Source organism: Streptomyces sp. BK208 (genome assembly GCF_004364245.1).
In the GTDB taxonomy this organism is placed as follows: domain Bacteria; phylum Actinomycetota; class Actinomycetes; order Streptomycetales; family Streptomycetaceae; genus Streptomyces.
Genome location: NZ_SOAV01000001.1, coordinates 719,477 through 731,951, shown reverse-complemented (window position 1 = coordinate 731,951; position 12,475 = coordinate 719,477). Strand labels below are relative to the sequence as shown.

The following is a 12,475-nucleotide window of genomic DNA, read 5'->3' as shown; positions in this document are numbered from 1 at the left end:
GGGCAGCCCGCTTCACTCCGACCCGGCGGTCGTGGTCAGTTGTTCGGTCAGGGCCGCGGCCAGCGCCTTGGGGGTGCCGTAGGCCCACAGCAGGGTGGGGGAGAGGCGCAGGCCGAACGCGCCTTCCAGGCGGTTGCGCAGTTCGAGGCTCATCAGGGAGTCCAGCCCGAGGGACTTGAAGGGCGCCTCGTGGCCGATGCCGTCCGGGTCCATGCGCAGCACCCGGCCCGCCAGTTCGCGGATCCTGCCCTCGACCAGCCGGGGGCGCTCCGCCTCGGCCGCACGCGTCAGCAGCTCGCGGAACTCCACGGCGTGCGCCTGCGGCCCACCGTCCTCCCGGCGTGCCGCCTCGCGCAGCCACTGCCAGCTGCCGTACGCGGCCGTCTCGGGACAGGCGTCGAACCACTGCCTGAGGTCGAGCGGTACATAGCCGGTCACCGAGTCGCCCCGCCGCAGCATCCGCAGCAGCGCGGGCCACGCCTCCCGTGCGTGGAAGCCGCCCATGCCGCGTTCCGCCAGCCGCGCCCCGCGCCGGGCGTCCTCGGCGGCGAGACCGATGTCGAGGAACGGGCCCCACTGCACACTCAGGGCGGGCAGGCCGCGCAGCCGGCGGGACTCGGCGAAGGCGTCGAGACCGGCGTTGCCCGCGGCGTACGCGGCCTGCCCGGCGTTGCCGAACAGGGCCGCGGCCGAGGAGAACAGGACGAAGCAGTCGAGCGGTTCGCCGGCCGTGACGGCCTCCAGGTTCGCGGCACCGTCCGTCTTGGGCCGGACGACGTCCGCGATCTGCTCACGGGTCACGGTGCGGACGGTCGCGTCGTTCAGCACCCCGGCCGCGTGGAAGACGCCCCGGACCGGCGGCAGCGGGGCGCGGACCGCGTCCAGGGCCTCGCGCAGCGCGGCCGCGTCGGCCACGTCGCAGCGCACCGTCGTGACGAGGGTGCCCGAGGCACGCAACGCCGTGAGCCGGTCCGCGACTTCCGGGCGCGGTGCCGACCGGCCCAGCAGGACGAGCGAGCCGGCCCCCTGCGCGGCGAGGAACTCGGCCAGCGACAGACCGAGCGCGCCCAGCCCGCCGCTGATCAGATACGTGCCGTCGGAACGCAGCGCGCCACCGGGAAGGACCAGGGCCTCCACCCGTTCCACCGTGTCCGGGTCCGTCAGGACACAGGCCCGGGGGTCCGGGCCTGCGGCGGTCCGGCGCAGTGCCTCCTGGGCACCGGTGAAGCCCGCGGTGCGGACCGGCACCGGTCGTACCCGGCCGGCGGTCAGCAGGTCCCAGGCCGAGTCCAGGGCCCGCGCCATCCGGGCGGGGGCCCGGTCGAAGAGCCGTGCCGGGTCCACCCCTGCCACCCCCGCGCCGCGGGCGAGGACGGCCGCGTCGAGCCGGCCGGCGTCGGCGGGCCGCCGTCCGTCCCGCGCCGTCGAACCGACGACGACCAGTCGCCCGTCCTCGGCGAGTACCGCGAGACCGTGCTCCAGTCCGGGCCCGGCCGCCGGGGCGAGAACGACGTCAGCGCCCCGCCCGCCGGTGGCCGGCCGCACGGCGTCGGCCCAGGAGGCGTCCCGCGTGTCGTACACCTCCTCCGCGCCCAGGTCGCGCAGGGCGTCCCGCTCGGCCGGGTCCGGCGCGGCGGCGAGCACCCGGGCTCCCAGGGCGCGGGCGATCTGCACGGCCGCGTACCCGGTCGTGCCGCCCGGCGAGTGGACCAGCACCGTCTGCGACGCGTCCAGCCGGGCCACGTGGGACAGGGCGTACCAGGCCGTGGCCAGGGCCGACGGGAGAGCCGCGGCGTCGGTGTCCGTCCACCCCTCCGGCACCGGCCGCGTGTGGTCGGCCCGCACGGTCACATGGCTGGCCACCGTCCCGTTTCCCACGGCCGCCACCCGGTCGCCGGGTGCCAGGCCGCGCACCTCCGGGCCGACGGCCACCACACGGCCCGCGCACGCGTGGCCGAGCGGAGGCGTACCGTCCCCGGAGCCGGCCAGGGCGGCCGCCGCCTCGCCGGGCTCCACCGCGGCGGCGGTCACCTCGATCTCCACCTCACCGGCTCCCGGAGCGCGCCGTACCGCCGGCACGTACCGCGCGGCGGCGTCGCTCCCGGTGCCGCCGTAGCGGAACGGCTGACGACCCGTGAGCTGCGCGGGCAGGGCGGCCAGCCGCTCCTCCGGCGCGGAGCCCCGGGCCAGGCGCGCACCGAACCTGCGCCCGCCGCGCAGCGCCACCTGGTCCTCGCCGTCGTCGGTGAGCAGTTCGGCGGCGCAGTGCCCGGCCCAGCTCGCGTCGTCGGCGGCCACGTCGACCACACGGGGCGCCAGTTCGCCGTGCTCGCGCCGCAGCACCCGGGACCACCCCCAGAACAGGGCGGCACCGGGATCGGGCAGGTCCCCGTCGGCCACCGCCTGGGCACCCGCGGTCACGACGGCCAGCCCGGGTGTCCCGGCCGACTCCGCGCAGGCCCGCACGACACCGGCGAGCCGGCTCAGGGCGAGCTCCTGCTCCCGCGGTCCGGCGGCGGCCCGCGGGGCGAGGAAGACCACCGCGCCGGCGGCCCGCAAGAGGTCGAGCGGTTGGTCGTCGGGGCCGCACACCACCGCGTCCTCGGCGCCGGCGGAGACCAGCGCGGCGGCCAGCGGCGCGGCGTCCGCGGGATCGCCGCACACGGTCCACCGCGCCGGCGCCGCGGAGCCGGCCGCAACAGGGCCCTCGTCACCCGTGGTCAACTCCGACCAGGCGAGGTGGTGCAGCCGGCCGGCGTCGTCGTCCGCCTCACCGGCCCCCGGCAGCGGGTCGAGCCGCAGACCGTCGAGTGCCATGAGGAACCCCCGGTCCGCGTCGAAGACCCGCACGTCCACGCCGCCGTCCGCCCGGCGCACCGCGTGCGACCACACGGACGTCACGGGCTCGTCCCGCTTGTCGGACAGGCGCACCCGACGCACCGCCGTGGGCACCAGCGCGGCCCGGCCGCCCACGTCCTCGCACAGGGCGAGGGCCACCTGCAGCGCGCCGTCCCACAGCGCAGGGTGCACGTCACCCGGCCGGCTGCTCTCCCGCAGCGCGTCGGCCAGTACGACCTCGCCGAGAACCTGCCCGTCCGGGCCGGACCACAGCCGCCGCACGCCCTGGAAGGCCGGGCCGTAGCCGAGGCCGCGCGCGCTCCACCGCCCGTAGAACGCCTCGGCCCCCGCTTCGGGCTCCGGCGCGGGCTTCGCCTCGGCCATCTCCTCCGCCTCCCCGTCCGCCCACGCGGGGTAGGCGGGGGCGTCGTGCGGGTCGGCCCACCGATCGGCCCGGGCCTCGGCGGTGACCTCCCAGGACTCGCCGCCCTCCGGCAGCTCCAGCAGTTGGAAACGTCCACCGTCGGCGGCGTCCGCCCGCCACTGCGCGGTGAGCCGGACGCCGTGCTCGTCCAGCGCGACCGACTTCACGAACGCGACGTCCGTCAGCCGCAGCGGGCCCGTGCCGCAGCGGGCCCGTGCCGTGTTGACGGCGACGGCGAGCATCGCCGCGCCCGGCAGCACGGGAGTGCCGTGCACCTGGTGCTCGGCCAACCACGGCTGATCCGTCACCGACAGTTCCAGCGGCCCCTGCCAGGTGCCCGCCGCGCCCGGTGCCGGCTCCAGCCGGGCGGCGAAGCCACGGGTCGCGCCGGAGCCGCGCGGCCGGCGCGGCACCCAGTGGCGCTCCGGGCGCAGCGGGTAACCGGGCACGGGCACCCGGGCCCGCCGGGGCAGGCCGCCGAACGGCTCCAGCCCGGCGACGTACCCGCGGGCGAAGGCCCGGGCCATGTCCTGCGGATCGCCTTGGTCGCGGCGGATCGTCGTCAGCACCGCGGGGGGCTCGGCGTACGGCGCGGCGAGCTGCTCGACCGCAGGTGTCAGCACCGGGTGCGGGCTGATCTCCACGACATGGGTGACGCCGTCGTCGAACAGGGCGCCCATCGCGTCGGCGAACAGCACGGGCCGGCGCAGGTTCTCCGCCCAGTACGCGGCGTCCATCTCGGGTCCGTCCAGCAAGTGGCCGCGCACCGTCGACATCAGGGGAACGCTCGCGGTCCGCGGCCGGGCGGGCGCCAGGGCCCGGAGCAGGTCCGGGCGCAGTTCGTCCATCTGCGGGCTGTGCGACGCGTAGTCGACGTTCACCAGCCGGCAGTAGGTGCCCTCGGCCTCCAGCAGTTCCTTGAGCATCAGCACCGACTCCTCGGCGCCGGACAGGACACACGCCCGCGGGCCGTTGTGCACGGCGAGGGCCACGTCGTCCTCGAAACCCTCCAGGGCCGCGAGCGCGGCCTGCCGGTCCAGGTCGACCGCCAGCATCCGCCCCCGGCCCGAGGTGCGTCGGGCGATGGCGCTGCGGCGGGCCATCACCAGTGCCGCGTCCTCATAGGAGAGGATGCCGGCCAGCGTGGCCGCGGTGATCTCGCCCTGGCTGTGCCCGAGGACGACGTCGGGTTCCACCCCGGCGGCGCGCCACAGTTCCGCGAGCCCCAGGGACATCGCCCACAGCGTGGGCTGGAGCATGTCGATGCGGGTCGTCCAGGTGCCGTCGGTGCCGTCCTCGAAGACGGCGGCCGGGTCCCAGTCGACGTGCGGTTCGAGGGCCTTGGCGCAGCGCCGGACCACGTCCGCGAACAGGGGGACCTCCCGGAACAGCGCTCGCCCCATGCCCTGCCACTGCGACCCCTGCCCGGGGAAGACGAAGGCGGTACGACCGTGCTGGCGGGCTTGGCCCACGACCGCGTCCGGGATCTGGGCGTCCTCGCCGGTGAGGTCGTCGGCGTCGGCTGCGGCGGCGACGGCCTCCAGGGCGGTGCGCAGCCGTGCGGGCTCGGTGACCGTGAACGCGGCGCGCAGCGGGAAGTGGTCGCGCCGCCAGGCGAGTGTGCCGGCCAGCGCGCCGGTCCCGTCGGCGGTCGCCGGGAGATGGTCGGTCAGCTGCCTCGACCGTTCGGCCAGCGCCGTGCGGTCCCGGGCGGACAACGGCACGAACACGGGCAGTCCGCTGCCGACGACGGCCGTCTCCCCGGGCGTCTCGGGCGGGCTGGCCACGACGACGTGGGCGTTGGTGCCGCCCCAGCCGAAGGAGTTCACACCCAGGTACACCGGACCGGAGGCGGGCAGCTCCACCGGCTCGCGCACCACCCGGACCCCCAGCTCGCCGAACGGGATGCCGGGGTTCAGCTCCTCGGCGTGCAGGCTCGGCGGCAGGGTCCGATGGCGCAGGGCGAGCAGCAGCTTGACCAGCCCGGCCAAGCCCGCGCCGGCCTCCAGGTGGCCGATGTTGGTCTTCACCGAGCCCACCAGCAGGGGCCGGTCGCCACGGTCGCGGCCCAGGACGCGGCCCAGGGCGCGCACCTCGATCGGGTCCCCGCGTCCGGTGCCGGTGCCGTGCGCCTCGACATACGCCGGCGCGCCCGGCGGCAGCGTTCCGTCGCCGTACGCCTGGCGCAGCAGGTCTTCCTGGCCCTCGGGGCTCGGCGTCACGAGACTCTCGCCGCCGCCGTCGTTGTTGACGGCCGTACGGACGACCACGCCGTGGACGCGGTCGCCGTCGGCCAGGGCCCGCTCCAGCGTCTTGACGTACAGCGCGGCGACCGTCTCCCCGCGTACGAATCCGTCGGCCGACGCGGAGAAGGCCTTGCAGCGGCCGTCCGGGGAGAGGGCGCCGAAGTGGGTCAGGCCCACCGTCACGTGGGGGTCCAGCATGAGGTTGGTCGCACCGACCACCGCGGCGTCGATCTCACCCTGCCGCAGGGCCTGCGCGGCCAGGTGAAGGGCGACGAGCGAGGAGGAACAGCCGGTCTCGACGGTCATGCTGGGCCCGCGCAGACCGAACACGTAGGACAGGCGGGCGGCGATGACGTCGAGGGCGTTGCCGACCAGGCTGTGCGGGGTGGGGCGGGCCCCCCGGTCCTGCCGCAGCAGTTCGTAGTCGTGCCAGGAGGCGCCGACGTACACGCCGGTGCGGGAGCCGGCCAGGTCCCGCACGCGCTGTCCGGCGTCCTCCAGCGCCCGCCAGCCGACCTCCAGCAGCAGGCGCTGCTGCGGGTCGACGGCGGCCGCCTCTCTCGGCGAGATGCCGAAGAACGCGGCGTCGAACCGGTCCACCTCGTCCAGGAATCCGCCGACCGCCTGGATGCGCCGCTCGGGGTCGAGCTGCTCGGTTGCGTCCCAGCGGTCCGCCGGAACGGGGCCGATCGCGTCGCTGCCGGACATCAGCAGCCGCCACAGGCTCTCCGTGTCGGCTGCGCCGGGGAACCGCCCGGCCATTCCGACGACAGCAATGAGATCAGCGGGATCCCGATCGAAATACGCAGTCATTTTCCGAGTCACTTCCTGCAGTTCGGAACGTCCAACCGCACCATCGGAAACCTAAGCGAACCAAGCCGGTCGGAACAGCCCCCTTTTTTCTTTCGCGCAGACCCCTAGGCGGGGAGTAGGGGGGTGTGTCGCGAACTCGTTCCCGAGTTCCATGGACGGATTCGTCAGCCGCCCGTGAGCCTCATCCGGACCAGTCCCTTGCTCGCGTTTATCATGCGTCGGCCGATTTCCTCCGGGGCATCCCTGCGGCACCAGACCGCGTTCTTCGCCATCTTTCCGGGAGACATGTTGAAGCACCGGGTCTCACGCATTCCGAGACCGAACGACGGGGCGATGAAATCCGCTTCGTGAACGCAGGCCAAAATACGCCGGGCCGCTTCACCGGGAGCGAGCGAACCCTCGTCGACCTGGACGCACAGATCCCGGGTGAGGGCGCTCATCGCGTTGAATCCGGCGCTCACGGGGAGCGGGGACCCGGGGTGCGCGGAGTCCTCCAGGTCCCGGAAGATGCCCCGGTCGCCGGTGCGCGTGAACCGGTAGTAGGCGTCCTCCAGCATGACGTTGCCCAGCATGGTGCCGAGCATCCAGGTGCGGTTCACCGCGTTCCACAGCTCGTAGTCCCGGAACCCGACGAAGGAACTGAAGACCAGGTCGTCGTGGAAGTCGAACAGGCCTTGCTGGAGGTTCTCCAGGTAGGCGAACCGCTCGGTGGACCAGTCGCCGTCGCGGGAGGCCGCGATCAGGCGCCACGCCAGGGCGTTGACGAGCTCCATGGTGTTGGTCAGCCCGCGTGAGTACAGGGCGTCGATGAACCCGGCCGCGTGCGAGGTGAGGCAGAAACGGTCGCCGACCACCTGCTTGGCGGAGTACTGCAGGCGCCCGGTGGACACCCAGGGACGTACCGCCCGGGCGTCCTGGAACTGCCACGCGATCTGGGGGTACGTGCGCAGGAACGCGTCGAACTCCTCCTGCGCGGGCGTGTCGTCCCGGGGGAAGACGCGCGGGTCCAGCGTCAGCCCGACACTGCACAGCGGGTTGAGGGACGCGGAGTGGTTGTCGAAGGGGATGACCCACAGCCAGCCGCCGTCGAAGACGTGGTGCAGGGTGCCGTGGTGCCAGGGGTTGGGCTGGTCGTGCTGCCGTGCGGCCGGCGCCTGGTCGAACGGACGTACCCCGGTCATGTGGGTGAACATGGCCCGGGAGTGGGTGCGGGCGCGGGTCGGCGTCTCCCGCAGCGCGAACTTCTCCGCCAGCGGCGACCGGAACCCGCTTCCGTCCACGATGTAGTCGGCTCGGTACTCCCGCCCCTGCTCCGTGCGCAGCACGACGCCCGACTCCGGGTCGACGTCGACGTCCGTGATCCGCGTGTTCTGCAGCGGCACGGCACCGTACTTGACGGCCGTGTGGAACAGGTACGCGTCGATGTCCTGCCGGAACAGGTGGGTCTCGGTGCGGATGGCCTGCGGGACCACGAGCTGGTTGATCTCCCGCGGGTTCTGCGGGGCGCCCTCACGGTGGTACACGAAGCCGAAGTTCTGCTTCTGGCCGCAGTGGCGCGACACCTGCCGGCTGATGCCCTTGTGGCTGGCGAGCGGCTTGAGCTCGGGAACCCCGTAGCGGTCGGCGATGAGCCGGGTCATGCCCGAGGTGTACGGAATGGTCGACTCGCCCACGGCGAACCGCGGATGGGTGCCGGCGTCCAGCAGCAGCACGCGGACACCGTTGCGGGCGAGCACCGCGCCCAGCATGCCGCCGGCCATGCCGCTGCCGAGTATCGCCACGTCATAGGTGTCCGCGCGTCCCCGCGCGCCGCGACTGTTCTGCATGGCCATCGCCTTTCTGCTGTGCCGATGAGGAGGAACGATCGGGAGGAGACGGTTCGGAAGGGGGGGAGACCGGAGCCGGCGGGCCGGACCTTCGGAGGGCCGGGTCCGGCGGCGGGCACGTCAGTCCGCACCGGACGCGGCGGCGTCGGGCACCGGCAGCTCCTGCCGCGTGCGCACCCCGAGCTTGCGGAACACCCGGGTCAGGTGCTGCTCGACCGTGCTCGGGGTCACGGCGAGCCTGCCGGCGATCTCCCGGTTGGTGTGTCCGCGGGCGGCGAGATCCGCCACCCGCCGCTCGGCGTCGCTGAGCAGGGCCAGGCCGGCCGGGCCGGACGCGGCCGACGCGTCCTCGCGCCCGGTCGCGTCACGCGCCGTCAGCGTCCGCACCAGTGGCAGCGCCCCGGCCGCCGTGGCCAGACGGACGGCGGAGCGCAAGTCCTGCCGGGCCTGCTCCTGCTGCCCGGCCGCCACGCGTACCCGCGCCAGGTCGGCCAGGGCGGAGGCGAGTTCGAGCCGGTCGCCACAGCCGCGCAGCAGCGTGACCGCCTCGGTGAGCAACGCCAGGCGCCCCTCGTCCGGTCCGCAGGCGGCCACCGCGCGCAGCGCGATCCCACGGGCCCGTGACGGCTGCCGCCCCACGAGGTCCAGTTCCCGCCCGGCCAGGACGCGAGCCCGCTCCACGTCGCCGACGGCCAGGTGCGCGTGGGCCGCCTCCGACCGCCACGGCACCAGCGTCGGCTGGTCGAAACCCCACGAACGCATCAGGTCGCCGCAGGCGGTGAAATCGTCCAGCGCGGCGTACGGACGCCCGGTCTGCAGGTGGAAGCGGCCCCGTGCCTGGAGGAAGTACAGGCCGAACCGGCTGCGGAACAGACCCGCGGGCACGGGGACCTCCAGGTAATCGGACGCGGCGTCATGGTCCCCGGTACGGGTGGCCGCCTGCACCAGGTTGGCCAGCGGTCCCGCGATGCACACCCCCCAGCTCTCGGCGGGCACCCGCGCCAGGGCGGCCTGCGCCAGCCGGCGCGCCAGCGGCGGATCGCCCTGACGCAGCGCCACTCGCGCCCGGAGGGAGGCGAACTCGGCCTCCCACAGGGGCACCCGGCGGGTGCGGGCCTGCTCCAGCCAGTGGTCGCACCAGGCGACGGCAGCGTCCAGCCGGTCGGAGAACTCCAGCACCGAGACGGCGCAGACGATCCACTCCTGCGTGCTCTTGCTCAGCCGCATCGTCCGCATCGCGGCCTCCGCGTCGGCGACCGCGTCGTCGTCCGGCCCGTGCGCAAGGACGTGTGCCAGCGCCGCCGCGCCCAGCACCCGCGGGTCGTCCTGCGCCCGCCCGATGTGCCGGGAGCGTCCGGGACGGGCGTCCGGCGGGCGCACGGCGTCCGGGTAGGTGGTCGCCAGCAGTTCCCGGGTCGCACGGATCTCCGCGACGGCCGCCGGATCGCACTCCGGGCGCCCTTCACCGAGCCGCTCCACGGCCTCCACCGCCTCGTCGAAACGGCCGTGCCACAGCAGGAACTTGGCCAGCGGCAGCGCGTGCCGGTCCGGGAGCCTCCCGTCGCGCAACGCGGTGGCCAGTTCACCCAGGTGGCGCGCGCTGATGGACGGGTTGAGCATCCAGGCCGTCCCCGTGAACAGCGCCTTGATGCCCACGCGGTCCTGGTCGTCGCCGCAGATCCGCAGCGCCGCCTCCAGACAGGCGTGCGCGTCGGAGAGGCGATGGCCCGCCAGATGCCGTTCCGCCGCGTCGCACAGCACCTCCTTCGCCCAGGGGCTGCGGCCCCGGTCGTCGGAAGCGAGCAGAAGCCGGGCCACGGTCGTCGCCGGCGCACCGTCCCGGTAGAGGAGTTCGGCCGAGCGCGCGTGCAGCGCGGACCGCTGCCGCGGCGCCAGACTCTCCAGGACGGCGGTCCGCGCGACGGGGTGCAGCCGGCCCGAGCCCAGCAGCCCAGCGGCCTCCAGGGCCGACGTGCCCCTGCACATGGTCGCCTCGTCCTCCCCGAGCAGCCGGCTCAGCAGGGAAGGCTCGACGTCCGCGTCGAGCACGGCCAAGGCCTGTGCCAGCCGCAGCAGCACCGGCCGGCCGCGATGGATGCAGCTCAGCACGGCCTCGGCGTAGGCGTCACCGACGACGAGCCGCGGCACGGCTCGCGCACCCGGCTCCCCGGCCCGACGGTGGTCCTCCACCAGCGCGCGCACCAGCAGCGGATTCCCGCCGCTGACCGCGTGACAGTCCGAGGCGGGCACCCGCTGGGCGAGCGCTCCGAGCTGATCGGCGATCAGCTCGGCCACCCCACGCACCGAAAGCCGGGCCAGCGGGATGCGCCGGTATCCGGATCGGGACAGCAGCTCGGCGTGCAGCTGCGGGTGGGCCGGCCTGGACAGCGTGCACTCCGCCACGAGGACGACGATCGGCACGGCGGGCGCCCGCCGCAGCAACCGCAGCAGCCAGTACAGGGACAGGGAATCGGTGAACTGCACGTCGTCGACGCACAGCAGCACCGGCCTGTGCGCGGCGGCGCCGATCACGGCAAGGCACAGCCGGTGCAGCGCCTGAGTGGTGGCCGCGTCCAGGGTCCGCTGTCCGAACCCGGCCGCAGGCCCGTCACCCTCCTCGCCGGTGAGGTACTCGGACCTGCGGGTGACGCGGTCCAGCAGCACCGCGAGCTCCTCGTGCGCGCCGAGCGTCCCCTCCGCGCCGCGCAGCAACTGGAACACGACACTGCCCGGCGATTCGCGCTCGGCCCAGGAACCGACGGCGCTCAGGACCAGGAACCCCTGGTGGACGGCCGCGTCCCGGACGGCCGAGAGCAGTTCCGTCTTCCCGCAGCCGATACCACCGCTCACCACGGCGGCCCCGCCGCGTCCGGGCGCGCACTCCTCGAGCAACCTCATCAGCTCGGTGAGCTCCGCCGCCCGCTCGACCAACCGCATGTCCCTCTCGACTCGCTTCCTGCGCGATGCGCGCGTCATGGGCGTACGTCCTGGCCCGGCGGTGCCTTCCGGGCCCGGCCCGGGCGCACCCGCTAGACGGAGGAAGCCCGCAGGGGATCGGGTTCGCGGGTGCCGGCGGGGCGCTGCACCTCCACGGGTCTGGCGTACACCCGGGACAGCAGGGGGCCCGTCATGGCGGTGGTGACCACGGCCATGACGACCATCAGGGAGTACAGGGTGTCGTCCAGCAGACCCAGCTGCAGTCCGATGCCGAGGATGACCAGCTCCGTCAGGCCACGGGTGTTCATCAGGACGCCGAGCGCCGCGGCGGGCCGGGCCGGCAGCCCCTGGGACCGGGCGGCGACGTACGTGCCGCCGAACTTGCCCGCCACGGCCACCAGCAGGATCGCGCCGAGCTGCAGCAGTTCGTCCGCGCCGAGGCCGCTGAGGTCGACACGCAGTCCGGCCACCACGAAGTAGACCGGCAGCAGCAACGACGTGATCCGCTGCGTGTGGTCGAGCAGTTCGGTGCGCAGCCCGGCAGTGCCGTGCCGGGGGACCACCAGGCCGAACAGGAAGGCACCGAAGATGAAGTGCATCCCCATCGCCTCTGTCGCCGTCGCCGACAACAGGGCCCCGATCAGCACGGTTCCGCAGCTCGCGGCGGTCAGCCGGCCGGTCGTCCCGGACCGCAGCAGAGCCCGGCGCAGCAGGGGCCGCACCACCAGCAGCATCAGCAGCACGTACGGCAGGATCAGCGCCACCCGCCAGTGCCGCCCGTCACCCCCGGCGGAGGCCTGCACCCCGGCCAGCGCGATCCACGCCACCACGTCCACGACGGCGGCCGTGGCCAGTGCGATCCCGCCCACTGCCGTGGCGGACAGTCCGCGGTCGGCCAGGACGCGGGCGAGGACGGGGAACGCGGTCACCGACACCGACAGACCGACGAACGCGACGAACGCCACCGGCTGGGCGGAATCGTGCTCACGCAGCAGCCACAGCGCCAGGGCGGTGCCGAGCAGGAAGGGCACCGCCGTGGACCCGAAGGCCGACATCGCCGTGACCCGGCCCCGCCCCCGCAGGGACGAGACGTCGATCTCCAGGCCCACGACGAACATGAACAGGGCGACGCCGATGTCGGCCATGCCGGTCAGCGGAACGCGGACGTCCACGGGAAACAGGGCGTCGGCGACCGCACCGTCGAGCAGCGTGGGGCCGAGCAGGACGCCCGCGAGGATCTCGCCGACGACCGGCGGCTGCCCCACCATGGACAGGAGCCGTCCCAGGCAACGGGCCAGCAGCAGGATCAGGGCGAGGTCCAGGAACAGCAGTTGCACCTGCGGGCTAGTCATGTCCGGGTCGTCCTCTTCGCTGTTCCACGACGCTGGCGG

The 12,475-nt window shown here is 74.3% G+C and carries 4 protein-coding genes; all 4 read right to left on the bottom strand.

Going from position 1 to position 12,475, the window contains the following annotated elements:
- Positions 1-12 precede the first annotated feature (12 nt).
- The 4 genes from EV562_RS03390 to EV562_RS03375 all read right to left on the bottom strand — a co-directional run bounded on the left by EV562_RS03390 (position 13) and on the right by EV562_RS03375 (position 12,436).
- Positions 13-6,321, bottom strand: coding sequence for a type I polyketide synthase (locus EV562_RS03390; protein WP_133885110.1), 6,309 nt, complete (start codon positions 6,319-6,321; stop codon positions 13-15).
- 164 nt (positions 6,322-6,485) lie between these two features.
- Positions 6,486-8,147 carry a tryptophan 7-halogenase gene (locus tag EV562_RS03385; protein WP_133885109.1) on the bottom strand — a complete coding sequence of 554 codons (1,662 nt, stop codon included), beginning with the start codon at positions 8,145-8,147 and terminating at the stop codon, positions 6,486-6,488.
- A 120-nt stretch (positions 8,148-8,267) separates the two neighbouring features.
- On the bottom strand, positions 8,268-11,123 hold the full coding sequence (locus EV562_RS03380) for a LuxR family transcriptional regulator (protein WP_133885108.1): 2,856 nt from the start codon (positions 11,121-11,123) through the stop codon (positions 8,268-8,270).
- A gap of 53 nt (positions 11,124-11,176) precedes the next feature.
- On the bottom strand, positions 11,177-12,436 hold the full coding sequence (locus EV562_RS03375; protein ID WP_133885107.1) for a cation:proton antiporter: 1,260 nt from the start codon (positions 12,434-12,436) through the stop codon (positions 11,177-11,179).
- Positions 12,437-12,475 lie beyond the last annotated feature (39 nt).

Excerpts from the sequence above, each read along its gene's own strand:
- EV562_RS03375 (WP_133885107.1), bottom strand. The coding sequence starts at position 12,436 with ATGACTAGCCCGCAGGTGCAACTGCTGTTCCTGGACCTCGCCCTGATC.
- EV562_RS03390 (WP_133885110.1), bottom strand. The coding sequence starts at position 6,321 with ATGACTGCGTATTTCGATCGGGATCCCGCTGATCTCATTGCTGTCGTC.
- EV562_RS03385 (WP_133885109.1), bottom strand. The coding sequence starts at position 8,147 with ATGCAGAACAGTCGCGGCGCGCGGGGACGCGCGGACACCTATGACGTG.
- EV562_RS03380 (WP_133885108.1), bottom strand. The coding sequence starts at position 11,123 with ATGACGCGCGCATCGCGCAGGAAGCGAGTCGAGAGGGACATGCGGTTG.